This is a genomic window from Stenotrophomonas sp. STEN022 (assembly GCF_056760155.1).
Genome location: NZ_JBRREG010000099.1, coordinates 1 through 16701 on the forward strand (window position 1 = coordinate 1; position 16701 = coordinate 16701).

Here is a 16701-nt window from a genome sequence, read left to right on the forward strand (position 1 = left end):
CAACTGTTCGGGTTGAAGGGGAGTTTGGAGTGCGGCGCCCCAACTCCTACACGTGCTTCTGGGCACCGCGACGTAACGGGCTGCCGCACTCCGCTCTCAACCACAATCTACTCGGCTGGCAGACACAAGCGGCGTAAGCCGCGAAGCTGATGGTCCGCCAGATTGCGGTTGCAATAGCGATTGCAGCATTGCCAGCTTCGCGGCTGACGCCGCTCCTACAAGAGCTTGATCACGACCTTGGGTGTTCGCTGGTCAGCACCAGCGCATAGTCGTCGACCGCCAACTGTTCGGCATGATTGAGCCAGGCGCGAATCTCCAGATCATCAATTTCCTGGTCCACGCCCAGTGGCATGCGGATGCGTCCTTCGCTATCGGGTTGCACCCATTGTTGGGCAACCACCACATTGCGCTTGGACGCCACCGCTTCCACCCAGAAACCGCGCTGCGGACGCTGTGCGGCGTACAGCTCCAACACATATTGGCCGGGACTGGTATGACGCGGCTGGCGGCTGATCATGCGTGATTGGCGTACGCTGGGGCGAGGTCCATTGAATGCCTGCAATGGCGCATCCACAGCGATGCCACGGCGCAGCTGTGCATCGCGATACAGGCGCATGCCCTGATCACTGTCCAGCAGCAAGGCGCACCACTGGCCGTCGGCCGAACCATCTTCAAACGCGGTGCAGCGATCGACATAGGCCAGGCGATGCTGCGGATCGGCCTCCTCGAATTTGCGTGACGTGTTCTCCAGGTACATCGATTTCAGGTCCCACTGCTGGTCGTATTCCAGCAGCACAGGTGGCTGCACCTTCTGTACGCCAACCAGCACCTGATCGTCATCCAGCCGCAGCATGCGGGTCTGTTCACCCAGCCACAGCGAGCGGGCAAATGCGCTATAGCGGGCGTAGGACCTCGTATCACCACTGGTGGCCGCTACGCTGGCACTGGCCGCAGGTGCCGGCTTCAACAGCGAGCGGCCAAAGCCGATCGCATCGATCGCAGGATCCAGCAGCTGCAATGCGGTAGCGCCGGAGTCCAGCGTGGTGCCGGCCTGCGCAACGATCTGCCGCGGCTGTAGCTTGTTGCCGAGGAACAGCAGCAGGTTCTCGCGTTTCTGCTTTTCCAGCACATGGCTCAGGTCATTGGGCATGGCCAGATGATCCGAGGCCACCACCACCAGCGTATTGTCGGCGAATGTGCTGCTGCGGATGCGATCAACCAGACGCGAGATCAAGCGATCACTGCACTTGAGCGCATTGAGCAGGCCGATATTGCCGTGTGCGCTGCGGTAACGGGTGTTCTTGCAGGCAACCGGCAGATGCCCGGCCGGGTGGTGGGTGTCCATGGTCAGCGCGGTAAGCATGAAGGGCTGGCCGCGCTCGGACAGTTCCAGGAAACGTTCGTAGGCGCGTTCCAGCAGCACGTCATCGTGCACGCCCCAATTGGAGAAATGCCGTTTGGCGATGTTCTGCTGCTGGAACCATTCCAGATCGCGCACGTCGTCAAAACCATGCGAGTTGAGGAAGTCCGCCTTGGCCGCGAACTGCCCGTTGGCGCCACCCATGTAGTGGTTGCTATAGCCCTGCTGCTTCAGGTAGTCGCCAAGGCAGAAGGCTTCGGGCAGGAAGCGGCCCATCCGGCCCATGCTGTTTTCGTCGCCCTGCGCGGTGGTCAGCGGCACGCCACACATGGATGACACCAGGCCGGCGATGGTCCAGCCACTGCCGTCGGCCGAGGCGATGTTGCGGAAATCCAGGCCTTCGCCAGCCAGCCGGGTCAGGTTGGGCATCAGGCCGGGGAAGACGTCTTCGTTGAAATAGGTGCGTTCCAGGCTCTCGCCGTAGATCCAGACGATGTTCGGCCGCTGCGCCAGCGGTTTTGATGGCAACTGGTATTCCGGTGCCACTGCGCTGTAGTCCACAGGCTGCATCTGCTGATAGATGCGCTTGCCGTCGGTGTACAGCGGGCTGAGCAGCAGTGTTGTCAGCGACAGCGCGGCGAATCCGCCGAACACCGCCACGCCATGGCGGGGGCGCTGCAGGCGACGCACGCGCAGCAACAGCAGCGGGGTCAGCGAGATGATCACCAGGCCGATGAAGCCAGTGATGTAGGCGCTGAAGTCGCTAACGCCGGCACCTTCCATGTCGCTGCGCAGGTGGTACAACGTGGCCGAGTTGATGCCATCGCCGCTGAGTTTGTCGATCAGCCACCAGCTGCTCAGTGCCAACAGCAGCAGCGATAGAAGACCTGCCTTCACGCGGGCCAGGGTGGGTGACAACATCAACAATACAAACAGTGCTGCCAGAGACAGCCAGATGATCCAATGCATGCGGTCACGTGGGTAGCGGAGACAGGGGCGACGGCCTGCGCCGTCATCGCTCTACACACTGTTGTTTCTGTGCTGTGGCAGAAGCATCTGGATCTTGCCTGCCGTAACCTGACTGAAATGTTGGGACAACGCAGCTGCATTCATCATCAGTTGCGTGCCATGGGTGTTGCGTGCTGAGTGCCGTGAGTTGCGGTGAGAGAGTGTGCTTTTGGGCCGATCTCAGCGGCTGGCCACTTTTGTTGTCATTGCTCACGCTGCCATGAAGATGGATGCGCAGCCGGGATTCGAAATGATCTATGGAATGCCGCATGCGCCTGCCTGCGCAGGATCAAGATTCGTGTGCACCTGCTCTGTCGTTGCGCGGGCGCACGTCCCGCGAGGTCCCGGGTGCACCGTGTTTGTCCGGTTGCAGATGTTGTATCTAGGCTCAGCGATGGCCGCGCTCTTCGCGGGCGCGTGCCCTTGTGCGCCGATCAAACAGTATTGAGCTGACGATCAGCCCCAGTCCGATGAATACCCCCAGCAGGAACAGCAGCATTGCGAAGGCTGGATAGCCGAACAGCGTCCAGTGCGTTGGTACCCGCATCAACAACGTCGAGGACAACAGCAAGGCAGCGGTGATAAGGCCTGCGGCGATGCGGTTGGCCACCTTCTGGATGTTTTCCATCAGCCGCGATTCGTCCAGGCCGGTGACCTTCATCTGCAGCCGGTTCTCGGCCAGCACGCTGAGGATGTCGGACATGCGGCGCGGCCCGTTGCGCAGCAGCTGCTGCAGCTCCATCGCCTCACTGGCCAGGTTGGCCGCCGAGAACGACTTGCGGAAATGCGCGCGCATCACATGCTGCAGCTGCCGCTCTACGACCTTGCGTGTTTGCATCTCCGGTGCCAGGAAGCGGCACACGCCTTCCAGATTGAGCAGCGCCTTGCCGAGCAGGCTCAGCTCCGGTGGCGTGCGCAGGTTGCTGGAGGTGGCGATGCGCACGATCTCCAGCACCACATGGCCTTCGGACAAGGTGCCATTGGCAGCGTAGCGGGCAATCATCTGCCCGGTCTCGCGCAGATAGCGCTCCTCGTCGTAATCCTCCAGCCGGGTACTGATGCCGATGATCTCGTCGGCCACTTCCTCGCCGCGGCCATCCACTGCAGCGAACAATACCTTCAGCAGACGCTGGCGTAGCCGTGGTGGCACATGCGCGACCATGCCGAGGTCGAAGATCGCCAGCTGGCCCTCTGGGGTGACGCGCAGATTGCCGGGATGCGGATCGGCATGGATTTCGCCGTGCACGAAGATCTGGTCCAGATAGCCGCGCACCAGTGCGGCGGCCAGCGGCACCATCGATTGCTCGGTACGGCGTACCGGTGGGATCGCATCCACCCGCACGCCCTGCACCAGCTCCATGGTCAGCACGCGGCGCCCGCACAGGTCCCATACCGGCTGCGGGATCCACAGTTCGGGGTAGGGCGCCAGATGCTGGCCGAAACGCGCCAGGTTGGCAGCCTCGGCCTCATAGTCCAGCTCCATGCGCAGGGTCTTGGCGAACTCGCCCAGCCAGTCGGAGAAGCGCACCTTGCGGCCGACCCGGGTCAGGTGATCGGCGGCAGTGGCAAAGCTGCGCAGCACACCGATATCCGAACGCAGCTGTGCGGCGACATCGGGCTTCTGCACCTTGATGGCAACTTGCCGGCCATCGTGCAGCTCGGCCTGATGGACCTGGGCGATGGAGGCGCTGCCCAGCGGTTGCGGGTCAAACCAGGCAAACAGCTTGCTGACCGGTGCACCCAGCTCGTCCTCGATCACCGCGCGTATCTGCTCCACCGGGATAGGCGCGACCTTCTCCTGCATGCGCTCAAGCGCTGCCACGTACTCGGGTGGAATCATGTCCGGTCGCGTCGACAGCACCTGTCCGAGTTTGACGAAGGTGGTGCCCAGTGCTTCCAGATCAGCGACGAACTGGGTTGGGTTGCCGGCCGCCGGCGGCTTGCCCAGGCGCGGGATTTCGCCATCCAGCGAGATGCCGGAAAACACCCCGGAGTGACGGTAGCGCAGCAGCAGGCGCACGATCTGCTGGCGCCGGCTGAGGCCGCCGACGGTGGTCGGGCTGTCACTGCTGGTCGGGTCCATCAAGCGGGGGTCTTCCTGGCGGCCGAGCCCGCAGTGTGGCTGCTGCCGGGTTGCAGGTGGGTGAATACGCGCTACCGCGCGCCGCACGGGGCGCGAATGAGTGAAAATCTCCCTTCCCCTGTCCTATGACCTTACGGTGACCCATGGCTGGAGCCAGCCTGTTTGCCCTGCTTGACGATATTGCCGCGTTGCTGGATGACGTCTCCATTCTCACCAAGGTCGCGGCAAAGAAGACCGCTGGCGTGCTCGGTGACGATCTGGCCTTGAATGCGCAGCAGGTAACCGGCGTCACTGCCAACCGTGAGTTGCCGGTAGTGTGGGCGGTGGCCAAGGGCTCACTGGTCAACAAGGCGATCCTGGTGCCGGCGGCCTTGGCGATCAGTGCATGGCTGCCATGGGCGATCACCCCGCTGATGATGATCGGCGGTGCCTTCCTCTGCTACGAAGGCGTGGAGAAGCTGGCGCACAAGTTCCTGCATTCCAAGGATGAGGACGAGGCGCACAAGGCCGAGCGCCTGAAGGCCATGGCCGATGAGAAGGTGGATCTGGTCGCGTTCGAGAAGGACAAGATCAAGGGTGCGGTGCGCACCGACTTCATCCTGTCGGCGGAGATCATCGTGCTGTCGCTGGGAGTGATCTCGCATGCGCCGTTCAGCCAGCAGGTTGCCACCTTGATCGCCATTGCACTGGGCATGACGGTGTTCGTCTATGGCCTGGTCGCTGGCATCGTCAAGCTGGATGACGTTGGTGCATGGTTGCTGGACAAGGGGCGCGCGCTGGCGGCAGTTGGACGCGGTCTGCTGTATGCCACGCCATGGTTGATGCGCGGCCTGTCGATTGCCGGCACCGCAGCGATGTTCCTGGTTGGTGGCGGCATCCTGGTGCACGCGATTCCAGCACTGCACCACTTCGTGGTCGGGCTGGCACCGGCCAATCTGGAGTGGCTGGCCAATGCACTGGGCAGCATGGTGGTGGGCATCATCATCGGCGCGGTGGTGCTGACCGCGGTGACCCTGATCCAGCGTATGCGTGGGCCGAAAGCCGCGCATTGATGCCGCCATTCCTGCCTTGATGGTGGGAGCGGCGTAAGCCGCGAAGCAGGCAATGCTTCAGGCATCAGCAATGGTGCCTGCATGACAGGCATCTGATGGACTGTCTGCTTCGCGGCTGACGCCGCTCCCACAAAACAGCAACACAGCTGCAGTTCACTGCAGGCCCTGCTCCAACTCCCGCAACTGCTGCTGCGCGCGGGCCAGTGATTGCCCGGACAGGCTGTCCAGCAAGCGCTGCAGTCGATGGCTTGCTGGCAAGCGCCGCATTGCCCAGCGTGCGGCTCCGATGCTGCCCAGCATCACCGCCACGCCGAAGCCCAAGGTGCCGAGGAACCACGCTGGCGCCATCGCGTACAGGTCCAGTCCCAGCCACTGCACGCACAGGCATTGCAGCGCCAGCAGCCATAGGCAGAACCACGGCAGACCCAGACCAAGCTCGCTCAGCGCGGTGAAGCGGCGCAGGCGTGCCAGTCGTCGCTGCTGGATCAACACTGGTGCCCCGGCCGCATCCGCGTGCAGCGCCAACAAGGCGCGGGTCACCGATACCCAGATCGCGGCGATACCGTAGATATGCAGCGCCAGTCCGGACAGCAGCAGTTGTGGCACCTGACGGTGCTCCACCCAGAAGCTGGCCGCCAGTACGGTGACTACGATCCACACCAGCAGCCAAGCCAGTTGCAGGCCACTGAACCAGCGCAGCCGGCGCCGCACGCCAGCCTGGCGCGGTTGCTGCCAGGCCTGCAGGGCCAGCACTTCCAACGGGTCTATGCGCTGGGCCTGATGGGCCCAGGCGGCCTTGAGTTCGTCGAGTTCCATGTGCTCAGCCTCGCGTGGTGTCGGTGGGGGCGAACTGGCTGCGCAGTTGCTGGCGCAGCCGGTGCAGGCGGGTGGCGGCGTTGCTGGCGCTGATGCCGAGCACCTCGCCTATTTCACGGTGGCTGCAGTCGTCCAGGTGCAGCAACAGCAAGGCGCGATCCAGTGCCGGCAAGCGATGTATCAGCTGGTTGAGCTGGGCCAGGCTGGCATTGTCCTCGGCGTTGTCGGCGATGCTGGCCAGGTCGTCTTCCAGCGCCACGTCGCTGTGGTACTGGCGGCGCAGCTCACGGCTGCGCAGCTGCGAGATGGCGGTGTTCAAGGCGATGCGGTACAGCCAGGTGCTGAACTGCGCGCGCTGCGGATCAAAGGCCGGGAAGGCGCGCCAGGCCTGGGTGCTGATTTCCTGGATCAGGTCGCTGCGGTCGTCGCGCTGCGCGCAATAGCCACGCGCGACCTTGAGTACGATGCCCTGGTGCTGGGCCAGCAACTGGGCAAAGCGCTGTTGCAGCTCGGCGATGGGGTGGGTCGCGGTGATGTCCATGCCCGGGTGATTCGCACCAGCGCAGCAAATATCACAGCTGTGAGCCGATTGTCGTTGCTGTCACCGCTCAGGCGGCGGGCAGAACCTGGTTGCGGCCTACGCGCTTGGCGGCATACAGCGCCTGGTCGGCGCGCTGCAGCAGGGCCTGCAGGGACTCGCCGGGCTGGGCCTGGGCGACGCCGGCGCTGAAGCGGACCTGCACGCGCTGTTCTTCATGCAGGAACGGGCGTTGCGCCAGCTGCTGCTGCAGGTGCTGCAGGGTTTCCAGCGCTGCGGCGCGGTTGAGTCCGGGCAGCCCCAGCACGAATTCGTCGCCGCCGAGGCGGGCGATGCAGTCGCGGCCGCGCAGGCGTTGCTGGGTCACCGCCACCAGGTGACGCAGGGCCTGGTCGCCACCGGCGTGGCCGTGCTGGGCGTTGGTCTGGCCGAAGTGGTCCAGGTCGATCATGGCCAGACTAAGCGGCGTGCTGTGGTCGGCCAGCAATTCGCCCAACTGCTGCTCCAGGCCACGGCGGTTCAGGGCGCCGGTCAGCGGGTCGGTTCGCAGTTGGCTGCCGGCTTCTTCCAGCTCGCGTTCCAGCTGCTGCACGCGCTGCTCGGCGGCCTTGGCCTCGGCGCGGGCATTGGCCAGATGGTCGCGTGCGCGTGCGGCCTGTGCCTGTACCCGGGCGGTGTCCTGCAGCACATCCTGCAGCAGCTGGGTCAGGTCGGAGATGCTGCGGGTCTGGCGTACTGCAATGGAATAGCTGGCGATGCGATCGTGGAATTCGCCGGTCTCGGTGACCATGCCGTCCACCTGCTCGACGAAGTCCACCATCAGGTCCTTCATCGCCTGCTTGGATTGATCGATGCCTTCGCGTAGCAGGCCTTGCCGGTAGATCACCTCACGCAGATCGTTGCGGGTCTGCTCCAGCGAGTTGGCGTCCAGTGGTCCGGCCAGCAGTTGCCGGATCGAGCGGATCTGGCCCTGCAGCCAGCTGTCGCTATCGAGCAGTTCGGAGATGTTCTCCAGCAGCATGTCGAACAGGTTGAGCAGCAGGTCGCGCTGTTCCTGCAGGCTGCTGCTGCGCACGCCGACCTGGTGGCAGAGCTCGCGCAGATGGATGGCCACCGGCTGCAAGGGTTGGCCGCTGCGCCAGGTGCGCAGTTCCTCGCCCATGCGCTGGGCCTGCTGTTCGAGCTCAGGCGACTGCTGCATCAGGCTGGCCAGCACCGCGCCGAGGGTGTCGCGCAGCATGTCGCGCAGCTGCTCGGCCTGGCTGTTGCTGGTGTGGGAGGCTTCCAGTTCGACGGTGCGGATGTACTTGTCGATCAACTGCCGCAGCAGGCGGCCGTAGCGTTCCCAATCCTGTTCGGCGTGTGCGCTGTGCAGGCGCTGGCCCATGTCGCCGAGTTCACCGGGCAGGGTGCACATGCCCTGGGCGAAGGCCGCCAACACCGGTTCCGGTGCGTTGGCGCCAATGAAAAGGCGCTGCAGCATCGCCATGCCACCGCCCCCGTTGGCTACGACCTCGACCGCTGCAGCCGCCTGTGGCGCGGTGCGCCGGGACAGGATGCGGCCCAGCCCGCTGCTGCGGGAAGCGGAGGAGTCGTCGGGGCTGTCGGCCATTGCGCAGGAGTCCGGGCGGGTTGCGGCGGCGCCTGTGCGCAGCCGGAGGTGGTGTCCAAGCCCCATTATCGGCAAGGTAGCAGCCGGCTTGAATGGCAGCCGATCACAGGAGCACATCATGCGGGTATTGCTGGCTGGCGCGACCGGTCTGGTCGGGGCGCAGGTACTGCAGCGCCTGCTGTCCGACCCACGCTGCAATGGCGTGGTGGCGCCGACCCGGCGCGCGCTGGCGCGCACCGACCCCAGGCTGCTCAATCCAGTGCTGGATTTCGCCGGGTTGGCGGCGGTGGCGCCGGGCTGGCAGGTGGATGCGGTGGTCTGTGCACTGGGCTCGACGATGAAGCAGGCCGGCTCGCGTGAGGCCTTCCGGCAGATCGACCATGGCTATCCCCTGGCGATCGCGCAGGCGGTACGGGCCAACGGCTGCGAAGTGTTTGCGTTGAACTCGGCGGCCGGTGCCAATCCGCGTTCGCTGGTGTTCTATAGCCGGGTCAAGGGCGAGCTGGAGCAGGATCTTCGCGCGCTGGGTTTTGCTTCATTGACCTTGGTGCGCCCGGGCCTGATTGGTGGCGACCGCGCCGAGCGGCGTGCCGGCGAGCATCTGGCCAGCGTGGTGCTGGGGGCGCTGGCGCCGGTTCTGCCGCGGGCATGGCGTATCAATCCGGCCACGCGGATTGCCGACGCCTTGGTGCAGGCGGTATTGGATCCGCAGCCGGGCGTGCGGGTGGTTGGAGCGGCGGAGTTGGTGTGAGTTCTGGTTGAGCTTGGTTGGTTTGTGGGAACGGCGTAAGCCGCGAAGCCGGCGATCTGTAAGTGCCCCAGCTTCGCGGCTTACGCCGCTCCCACAAACGGCAGGCGAGGCTCAGGCCGGCAGCGACTGCCCACCATCCACCGCCAGTACCTGGCCGGTGATCCAGCGCGCCGCTGGCGAACACAGGAATACGGCGGTGTTGGCCACATCCTCGACATTGCCGAAGCCGCCGAACGGGATCTTGGTGCGGATCTGTTCGTAGAGTTCGGGGGCGCTGTCGCGGCGCTGGTCCCATAGCCCACCGGGGAATTCGATCGAGCCCGGTGCCAGCGCGTTGACCCGGATGCGCTCGCGCGCCAGTTCGGTGGCCAGGCTGGTGGTGTAGTAATTCAACGCGGCCTTTGCGGCGGAGTAGGCCGCTGCGCGCGGCGTCGGCACCGATGCGTTGATCGAGCTGATGTTGAGGATGGCCGGCACCGTGCTCAAACGTAGATGGGGCAGGGCGGCGCGGTTGGCGCGCACCGCAGCCATCAGGTCGATATCGAAACCGGCCTGCCAGCTGGCATCGTCATTGCCGTTGCCATACCCGGAGGCGTTGTTGATGAGGATATCGACGCCACCCAATGTGGCCGCAGCGGCATCGATCCAGGCTTGGATCTGCGCCGGGTCGGCGAGATCACATTGCTGCGTGTGCGCGGCAGCTGCACCATCGCGTAGCAGCAGTTCGGCAGCCTGCTGCAACGCTGCTGCACCGCGCGCGCAGATGCTGACTTTCGCGCCTTCGCGGGCAAAGGCCTGGGCGATGGCCAGGCCGATTCCGCGGCTGCCACCGGCAACCAGCACACGTGCGTTCTGTAGCGAAGCGGGGGAATGCATTGCTGTGGTTCCGGTGGACTCAGAGCGCACATTATCCCCGTGTTGTGCATTGCCTGCGGCGAACGCGCTGTTCCACGCTCAGGGCAGGCCGGGTACGTTCAAGGACGCGAACAGGATGTTCTGCGCCTTCTTGGCCATCGATCGTGGCAGCTTGGCGATGAAGGTGTCGCCGGTCAGTGCCATATCACCGCGAAGGATGAAGCCGTTGATCTGGGTATAGCTCTTGATGCTGTACTTGTTCCCGTCCTGACTCAGTTCCAGATACATCGGCGAGGTCAGGATATTGTTGCCCTTGCGATACACGCGGGTGCCATCGATGTCGCGGACCATGCGGTAACCCTGCTGGCCTGCCCAGGCATCAACCTTGGCCGTAACATTCTCGTCGGAGCTGAAGCTGGTGAGGTCGTGCGGCCTGCCGCTGTTCCTTGCCATCAGTGCCAGGATGTTGACCAGGGCCAGGCCGCCCAGTGCACCCACGATCATTCCGGTGATCAAACCCATGCTGTCGACTCTTTGAAGTTGGGGCGGCATTCCAGCACATCGCAAGGCCTGCTGTCGTGAAAATTCCGCGCTACTTCCATGTGTTGGGTGGTGCGCCACGTTCTGGATGCTTCATCTGCACGATGCAGAAGCGATGACCGGTAGGTGCTTCCATCACCCACCAGCGTTTGACCTTGCCGATACGGCGTGCGCCCAGCGCTTCAAGCCGGTCGGCTTCGGCATCGATATCGTCGGCTTCGATATCCAGATGCACGCGTGATGCGTGGTCGACGCGCTGCACTTCCACGTGCAGCTCGGCCGGCGCGCCAATCAGTTCGGCGTATTGCGCGCCATCGTCCTCGGTGTAGCCGGGCTCGGCTTTCAGACCGAGTGCGGGCGCCCAGAACGCGGCGGCGGCATCGCTGTCGCTGCCCTGGCAATCAATGATGAAACCTGCAAGGCGGCTGCGGTGGCTCATGCGGATGCTCCGGTGACAGAGGAGCGCAGCGTACACCCGCTATTGGTGGGCGCGTGTTATCGCATTGTCGGCAACAGGTGCAGAAGCGCTCAATCGCCATGCACTGATGCACAACACGCTGTACACACTCCACTCCTCCAGGCGTTGCAGCAGTCCACGCCAAGCGTGCAATGGTTCCAGTCCCATCAACACGAACAGCAGCAGCCAGAGTCCTGCCAAAGTAATCCACAGCACGCGCGTGGTGGTGCGGATTGCAGGTGTGGTGGCCAGCAGCATCAGGCCCAGTGCGGTGCCGAAATAGGTGAACACGCCTAGCAGCGTGTGTAGCGATTGCGACAGGCTGCCGCCAATCGGGCAACCAAGGTCGCAGGGCGCCAGCGCGGAGCCTATCCACGCCAGCGGCTCGAACATCAGCAGCCAGTAGCCGAGTCGACTTGCCCCGCTCACAGGCGCTGTCCGTGCGAATGCGAACAGCAGCAGCGCCGCCAACACGCCGACGGGAATGAAACCGAACAGGCTGATCAGTCGGGCGTGTTCGCTGCCAGTCGCGCCGAGTTCGCTGATGTACTGCGATAGCGGTGAATAACCGGGTTTGAGCGCGGTACCGCCGAGCAGCATCAGCAGGTACATCGCCACGAACAGCAGGATCAAACAGCGCTGGAAACGCATCGTCGGCCCGTTGATGGTTGCGGTGCTCAGCGTACGCGATTGGACAGGAACAGCTCCACCTTGCCGCAGCTCGGGCAGGCATGCAGGTCGAATTCCTCGCGGTTGACGAACAACTCGCCGATATCACCCAGCAGGAAGGGCATGGCCTGCGAGCCTTCGTGGAAGCGTTTGCGGCCGATGAATTCCATGCGCATGCCAGGGCAACGCGGACAGTCGATCAAACGTGGTGGCTGCATCCAGCTGCGCCCGGCCTCAGGCTGGAAGTCGCGTGGCGGCGGTGCGCCATCGGCATGGGTGCCGCACTTCCAGCACTGGTCGAAGCTGTCTTCGTTCACTTCCTTGCAGTTGCTGCAGGTCCAGGTGCCCATGGTGGGTTTGCTTGTAGATGTGGATGGCGCAATCGTAGCGCTGGAGTTGTGGTTTGGCGTTACAGGTGGGTGATGTTTTTTTGGGCTGGTGGGAGTTGAGTGAAAGATCAAGATCAAGAGCTGCCCTCACCCCAACCCCTCTCCCGCAAGCGGGAGAGGGGCTAGTGCACTACGAGCCGACGCATTGCTAGCCCCTCTCCCGCCTGCGGGAGAGGGGTTGGGGTGAGGGGAAGCTTCTAGCAAGCAGACCCAAAGCAAGTCACAAGAAGGCCCCAAAACAAACCCAGGCCAAAAAAAAGGCCCGCATCGCTGCGGGCCTCAAATAACGCTACAAAAAAACTGTCAGTGAATCTTCGCCAGATCATCGATCAGCACGCGCAGGAAGCGCGCCGCTTCGCCGCCGGTGCAGGCGCGGTGATCGAAGGTGACCGACAGCGGGATGACCTTGTGGGTTTCAATGCCGCCCATCACAGGGGTGACCTGGAAGCGGGCACGGCCGGCGGCAACGATGGCAACGCACGGCGGTACAACCACAGGAGTGGCGTAGCGACCGGCGAACATGCCGAAGTTGGACAGGCTGATGGTGTAGCCGCTCAGCTCCGACGGTGCGATCGAGCGGTCTTCGACCTGCTGGCGCAGACGGTTGATGCCTTCGCGCACGCCGCGCGCATCGAGCATGTCGGCATTGCGCAGCGCCGGCACGAACAGACCGTCGTCGGTGTCCACGGCGATGCCGATATCGACCTGCGCGTGCAGGGTGCGGGTGAGGTTGTCACCGTCGAACCAGGCATTCATTGCTGGCACGGCCTGGCAGGCGCTGACGATGGCACGGACCAGACGCGAGGTCATGTCGTTGCCCGGTGCCCATGCATGGATGTCGGCGTCGTCGCTGAGCGTGGTCGGTACGACCTTGCTGTGCGCATCGGCCATCACCCGCGCCATATTGCGGCGCACGCCCTTGAGCGGTTCCGGCTGGCCCTTGGCGACCACACCCGGAGGGGCGGTACGCATCGGCTTGCCAGCGGCAGACAAGGGGGTGCGAGCGCTTGAGCCCCTCTCCCCTTGGGAGAGGGGTTGGGGTGAGGGTACGGCAGCTGCAGTGGAGCTCGATGCAACTGCCACTGTTCCAGTGGAAGAGGGGAGCAGGGCGGACGGATTTGCCGCCGCCTGCTTCACATCGTTCATCGTCACCGCGCCTTCGGCGCCGGTGGCGCGCACGCGGGCCAGGTCGACGCCCAGCTTGCGGGCCATCGCACGCACGGCCGGCACTGCCTTGACGCCACCGACGGCCACGGCCTGCTCGGTGTGCACGGCATTGGAGCTGACCATCGCGCCGACCACGGTGCCTTCATCGGCACGCTCGGCGGCAGCGACAGCAACCGGTGCCGGCGCGGCAACCGGCGCAGGCGCTGCTTCGGCCGGCGCGCCGTGGTGATGGCCGGTGTCCTGGCCTTCCGCGCGCTGCGGCAGGTTGGGGTCGAGCTCGAAACTCGCCAGCACATGGCCGGTCACAACAATGTCGCCAGCGCCGCCGGCCAGCTTCAGTACCTTGCCGGAATACGGCGAAGGCACTTCGACCACGGCCTTGGCGGTTTCCATGGCCACCAGCGGCTCGTCGAGCTTGATCACGTCGCCTTCCTTGACGAACCATTCAACGATGGTCGCGTCCGGCAGGCCTTCGCCCAGGTCGGGCAGGTTGAAATTCTTGGTCTGGCTCATGTGAGTTTCTCTTCCAGCAATTCAAGTTCGCGCGCTGGCAGCCAGCCCTGTGCGCCATCGGCGCGCTCGGACCACCACCAGCCACCATGTTCGTGATGCAGCCGTACCTGCTCCCCGCGGTCAACGTCCAGCTCGCGTGCGCTGTAGTCACGCAGCGCTTCGGCACGGCCATTGTCCAATACCTGCAACCAGGCCACCGGCGCCCAGCCGGCGCTGCCTTCGCTGGTTTTCACCCAGGCGAAGGCAGGCCATTCTTCGTCGCGTACACCGAGCTCGACGATCTGCCCGGTACGGAACTGCAGGGGGTTGCGGTATTGGCTGCGGTAGCTGCCAATCAAGCGTGCCAGCATGTCAGCCCACCGCGACCGCGCGCTTGGCGGCGGTCACGATCCGCTCCACGCTGGGCAGATACTTCATCTCCAGGCGGAACAGCGGGATGTGGGTGTCATAGCCGGCAACGCGCTCGACCGGTGCCAGCAGGTCGTAGATCGATTCTTCGGCCAGGCGCGCGGCGATTTCGGCGCCAAAGCCCGCGGTCTTCGGCGCTTCCTGCACGATCACGCAGCGGCCGGTCTTGGCCACCGATTCGGCGATGGTGGCGAAGTCCAGTGGACGCAGCGTGGCCACGTCGATGACTTCGGCACTGATGCCTTCGCCAGCCAGCTTGTCGGCCGCTTCCAGCGCTTCCTTGACCTGCGCACCCCAGGTGACCAGGGTCACGTCGGTACCATCACGCAGCACGAAGCACACGTCCAGCGGCAGTGCTTCGCCGTCATTGACGACCACTTCCTTGTACTGGCGGTAGATGCGCTTTGGCTCCATGTAGATCACCGGATCCGGCTCGCGGATCGCGGCCAGCAGCAGGCCATAGGCGCGCTGCGGGCTGGACGGCAGCACCACGCGCATGCCCGGCACATTGGTGAAGATGGCTTCGTTGGCTTCGCTGTGGTGTTCCGGCGCGCGGATGCCACCGCCCCACGGCACGCGCAGCACCATCGGGCAATGCAGGCGGCCACGGGTACGGTTGCGCAGGCGTGCGGCGTGGCAGATCAGGTGATCGACCATCGGATAGACGAAGCCATCGAACTGGGCTTCGGCCACCGGCTTCATGCCCTGCGCAGCCAGGCCGACGGTGAGGCCGGCGATGGTGGTTTCGTCCAGCGGGGTATCGAGCACGCGTTGCGAGCCGAACTGCTGCTGCAGGCCGGCGGTGGCGCGGAACACGCCGCCGTTGACGCCCACGTCCTCGCCCAGCACCAGCACCGACGGGTCGTGTTCCATTTCCCATGCCAAGGCCTGGGTGACGGCTTCGATGAGGGTGATCGGGGTGGCTGTCATCGGGGTGTCTCCGCTGTTGCTCGCCGCGCTGTGCGCGACGCCGTGATCGTGGCTGGCCGGGGTGACAGAGGTGTTGCGCTTGATGTCATCCATGGCGCTGCTCCAGGGCGATGGCGGCAGCACGCTGCGCCAGCAGGTCCGGCGGCGGATCGGCATACAGATAGTCGAACATGGCCTCGACCGGCTGCACCGGGCAGTTGAGGTAGGCGTTGACCTCCTCGTCGACGCGGGTGCCGCACTCGGCGATCCAGTTCTTTTCTTCTTCCTCGCTCCACACGCCGCGTGCGGTCAGGTACTTGCGCAGGCGGATCAGCGGTTCATTCAACCAGGCCGACTTCACTTCGGCGTCGTCGCGGTAGCGGCGGGCGTCGTCGGCGGTGGTGTGGTCGGACAGGCGGTAGGTAAGCAGTTCCAGCACCGTGCCGCCTTGACCGGACAGGGCGCGCTCGCGGGCCTGTTCCATTGCAGCCAGTACGGCGATCAGGTCATTGCCGTCCACCTGCAGGCAGAACAGGCCGCCGGCCAGGCCCTTCTGGGCCAGGGTTTCGGCGCCGGTCTGGGCCGAGCGCGGTACCGAGATGGCCCAGCCGTTGTTCACCACGCACAGGATCAGCGGCAGCTTGTAAGCGCCGGCCGAGTTCACCGCGGCGTAGAAGTCGGTCTTGGAGCTGCCGCCATCACCGCAGACGCTGACCGCGACCTGCGGCATGTTGCGCAGCTTGAACGACAGCGCCGAACCAGCCGCGTGCAGGCACTGGGTCGAGATCGGTACGCAGATGGGGAAATCGCGGACCGCATCGCTTTGGCGGTCGTAGTCGCTGCCGCGCTCGTCGCCGCCCCAGTACATCAGGACGTCACGCGGGCGCACGCCGCGCATGAACATGGCGCCGTACTCGCGGTAGCTGGGGGCGAACACGTCGCCGGCTTTCATGGCCGCGCCGATGCCGACGTGGGCCGCTTCATGGCCCAGGCAGGAGGCAAAGGTGCCGAGCTTGCCGGTGCGCTGCAGCGCCACGGCCTTGGTGTCGAACACCCGCGTGGCCAGCATCTGCTTGAACATCGGCAGCAGCGAGCGTGGGTCACGCAGCGAGGCGGGGAGATCGTCACGTACCAGGTTGCCGTCGGCATCCAGGTACTGCAGGTAATCGATTTGGAACTGGGCGGAAACCGTCATTGCAGCAACACCTTGGACAGATGGTTTCAAATGATAGGAATTACGCATGGTAAGGACTCAGTCCGAAAAAGCCGTCCTGCGCCGCAACAAGATTGACCGGGTAAAGGCCAGGTTTGTTCCGCGGAACGCGACTCGGGCGAGCAATTACAACGTATTCAGTCTGTGACAACAGGAACGGCACATTGTCGCGCTGCTTGGGTTTGCGCGTGTTTCGATTCCGTTTGCGCGGGAAAGGTCTCTGCCGTCCCATGGTCGATGGATTGCCCGGGTAGTGGGGGGGGGGGGGGGGGGGGGGGGGGGGGGGGGGGGGGGGGGGGGGCGGGGGGGGGGGGCGGGAGGGGTGGGGGAGGGGGCCGGGGCTGAGGGCGCCCGGGCGCGG

16 protein-coding genes are annotated in these 16701 nt (G+C 64.7%); 2 read left to right on the forward strand and 14 right to left on the reverse strand.

Annotated features, from left to right (window positions below; genetic code table 11):
* Positions 1–229: 229 nt before the first annotated feature.
* Entirely contained in the window at positions 230–2329 is a 2100-nt protein-coding gene (locus ACVOMF_RS17430; RefSeq protein ID WP_481510380.1) for a phosphoglycerol transferase I, read from the reverse strand.
* 427 nt (positions 2330–2756) lie between these two features.
* Positions 2757–4451, reverse strand: a complete 1695-nt coding sequence (locus ACVOMF_RS17435) for an ABC1 kinase family protein (RefSeq protein ID WP_481510381.1) — start codon at positions 4449–4451, stop codon at positions 2757–2759.
* Positions 4452–4594: 143 nt separating this feature from the next.
* On the opposite strand from ACVOMF_RS17435, the gene ACVOMF_RS17440 reads away from it, so the two are divergent.
* Positions 4595–5503: a DUF808 domain-containing protein gene (locus tag ACVOMF_RS17440; protein WP_481510382.1), complete on the forward strand. Its 909-nt coding sequence runs from the start codon at positions 4595–4597 to the stop codon at positions 5501–5503.
* Positions 5504–5656: 153 nt separating this feature from the next.
* On the opposite strand, the gene ACVOMF_RS17445 is transcribed toward ACVOMF_RS17440, so the two are convergent.
* The 3 genes from ACVOMF_RS17445 to ACVOMF_RS17455 form a co-directional block, all read right to left on the reverse strand.
* A complete protein-coding gene (locus ACVOMF_RS17445) occupies positions 5657–6319 on the reverse strand; it encodes a hypothetical protein (RefSeq protein ID WP_481510383.1) in 663 nt (220 codons plus the stop codon).
* A gap of 4 nt (positions 6320–6323) precedes the next feature.
* Positions 6324–6860, reverse strand: coding sequence for an RNA polymerase sigma factor (locus ACVOMF_RS17450; RefSeq protein ID WP_481510384.1), 537 nt, complete (start codon positions 6858–6860; stop codon positions 6324–6326).
* 67 nt (positions 6861–6927) lie between these two features.
* Positions 6928–8469 (reverse strand): GGDEF domain-containing protein, encoded by a 1542-nt coding sequence (locus ACVOMF_RS17455; RefSeq protein ID WP_481510385.1) that lies wholly within the window; start codon positions 8467–8469, stop codon positions 6928–6930.
* A 118-nt stretch (positions 8470–8587) separates the two neighbouring features.
* On the opposite strand from ACVOMF_RS17455, the gene ACVOMF_RS17460 reads away from it, so the two are divergent.
* A complete protein-coding gene (locus tag ACVOMF_RS17460) occupies positions 8588–9220 on the forward strand; it encodes an NAD-dependent epimerase/dehydratase family protein (protein ID WP_481510386.1) in 633 nt (210 codons plus the stop codon).
* Between the two features lie 111 nt (positions 9221–9331).
* Here the strand turns inward: ACVOMF_RS17460 and ACVOMF_RS17465 are convergent, their stop codons facing one another.
* The 9 genes from ACVOMF_RS17465 to pdhA form a co-directional block, all read right to left on the reverse strand.
* Positions 9332–10096, reverse strand: a complete 765-nt coding sequence (locus ACVOMF_RS17465; protein ID WP_481510387.1) for an SDR family NAD(P)-dependent oxidoreductase — start codon at positions 10094–10096, stop codon at positions 9332–9334.
* Between the two features lie 78 nt (positions 10097–10174).
* A complete protein-coding gene (locus ACVOMF_RS17470) occupies positions 10175–10597 on the reverse strand; it encodes a hypothetical protein (RefSeq protein WP_481510388.1) in 423 nt (140 codons plus the stop codon).
* Positions 10598–10667: 70 nt separating this feature from the next.
* Positions 10668–11054 (reverse strand): VOC family protein, encoded by a 387-nt coding sequence (locus ACVOMF_RS17475; RefSeq protein ID WP_481510389.1) that lies wholly within the window; start codon positions 11052–11054, stop codon positions 10668–10670.
* Between the two features lie 39 nt (positions 11055–11093).
* Positions 11094–11723: a DUF998 domain-containing protein gene (locus ACVOMF_RS17480; RefSeq protein ID WP_481510390.1), complete on the reverse strand. Its 630-nt coding sequence runs from the start codon at positions 11721–11723 to the stop codon at positions 11094–11096.
* Between the two features lie 26 nt (positions 11724–11749).
* The gene (locus tag ACVOMF_RS17485) at positions 11750–12091 is read right to left on the reverse strand and encodes a hypothetical protein (RefSeq protein ID WP_481510391.1); all 342 of its coding nucleotides are present in this window, start codon (positions 12089–12091) and stop codon (positions 11750–11752) included.
* Positions 12092–12433: 342 nt separating this feature from the next.
* Positions 12434–13810: a dihydrolipoamide acetyltransferase family protein gene (locus tag ACVOMF_RS17490; protein WP_481510392.1), complete on the reverse strand. Its 1377-nt coding sequence runs from the start codon at positions 13808–13810 to the stop codon at positions 12434–12436.
* On the reverse strand, positions 13807–14160 hold the full coding sequence (locus tag ACVOMF_RS17495) for an SH3 domain-containing protein (protein ID WP_313170923.1): 354 nt from the start codon (positions 14158–14160) through the stop codon (positions 13807–13809). Before ACVOMF_RS17495 ends, ACVOMF_RS17490 begins: the two co-directional genes overlap by 4 nt.
* Before the next feature lies 1 nt (position 14161).
* On the reverse strand, positions 14162–15241 hold the full coding sequence (locus ACVOMF_RS17500) for an alpha-ketoacid dehydrogenase subunit beta (RefSeq protein WP_481510393.1): 1080 nt from the start codon (positions 15239–15241) through the stop codon (positions 14162–14164).
* Complete coding sequence (gene pdhA / locus ACVOMF_RS17505) at positions 15234–16322, reverse strand: pyruvate dehydrogenase (acetyl-transferring) E1 component subunit alpha (RefSeq protein ID WP_481510394.1); 1089 nt, start codon at positions 16320–16322, stop codon at positions 15234–15236. The genes ACVOMF_RS17500 and pdhA overlap by 8 nt, the downstream gene beginning before the upstream one ends.
* Between the last annotated feature and the right edge of the window lie 379 nt (positions 16323–16701).

Bases quoted from the DNA above. Each gene is read 5' to 3' on its own strand.
- ACVOMF_RS17430 (WP_481510380.1), bottom strand. From the start codon at position 2,329: ATGCATTGGATCATCTGGCTGTCTCTGGCAGCACTGTTTGTATTGTTG.
- ACVOMF_RS17435 (WP_481510381.1), bottom strand. From the start codon at position 4,451: ATGGACCCGACCAGCAGTGACAGCCCGACCACCGTCGGCGGCCTCAGC.
- ACVOMF_RS17440 (WP_481510382.1), top strand. From the start codon at position 4,595: ATGGCTGGAGCCAGCCTGTTTGCCCTGCTTGACGATATTGCCGCGTTG.
- ACVOMF_RS17445 (WP_481510383.1), bottom strand. From the start codon at position 6,319: ATGGAACTCGACGAACTCAAGGCCGCCTGGGCCCATCAGGCCCAGCGC.
- ACVOMF_RS17450 (WP_481510384.1), bottom strand. From the start codon at position 6,860: ATGGACATCACCGCGACCCACCCCATCGCCGAGCTGCAACAGCGCTTT.
- ACVOMF_RS17455 (WP_481510385.1), bottom strand. From the start codon at position 8,469: ATGGCCGACAGCCCCGACGACTCCTCCGCTTCCCGCAGCAGCGGGCTG.
- ACVOMF_RS17460 (WP_481510386.1), top strand. From the start codon at position 8,588: ATGCGGGTATTGCTGGCTGGCGCGACCGGTCTGGTCGGGGCGCAGGTA.
- ACVOMF_RS17465 (WP_481510387.1), bottom strand. From the start codon at position 10,096: ATGCATTCCCCCGCTTCGCTACAGAACGCACGTGTGCTGGTTGCCGGT.
- ACVOMF_RS17470 (WP_481510388.1), bottom strand. From the start codon at position 10,597: ATGGGTTTGATCACCGGAATGATCGTGGGTGCACTGGGCGGCCTGGCC.
- ACVOMF_RS17475 (WP_481510389.1), bottom strand. From the start codon at position 11,054: ATGAGCCACCGCAGCCGCCTTGCAGGTTTCATCATTGATTGCCAGGGC.
- ACVOMF_RS17480 (WP_481510390.1), bottom strand. From the start codon at position 11,723: ATGCGTTTCCAGCGCTGTTTGATCCTGCTGTTCGTGGCGATGTACCTG.
- ACVOMF_RS17485 (WP_481510391.1), bottom strand. From the start codon at position 12,091: ATGGGCACCTGGACCTGCAGCAACTGCAAGGAAGTGAACGAAGACAGC.
- ACVOMF_RS17490 (WP_481510392.1), bottom strand. From the start codon at position 13,810: ATGAGCCAGACCAAGAATTTCAACCTGCCCGACCTGGGCGAAGGCCTG.
- ACVOMF_RS17495 (WP_313170923.1), bottom strand. From the start codon at position 14,160: ATGCTGGCACGCTTGATTGGCAGCTACCGCAGCCAATACCGCAACCCC.
- ACVOMF_RS17500 (WP_481510393.1), bottom strand. From the start codon at position 15,241: ATGGATGACATCAAGCGCAACACCTCTGTCACCCCGGCCAGCCACGAT.
- pdhA (WP_481510394.1), bottom strand. From the start codon at position 16,322: ATGACGGTTTCCGCCCAGTTCCAAATCGATTACCTGCAGTACCTGGAT.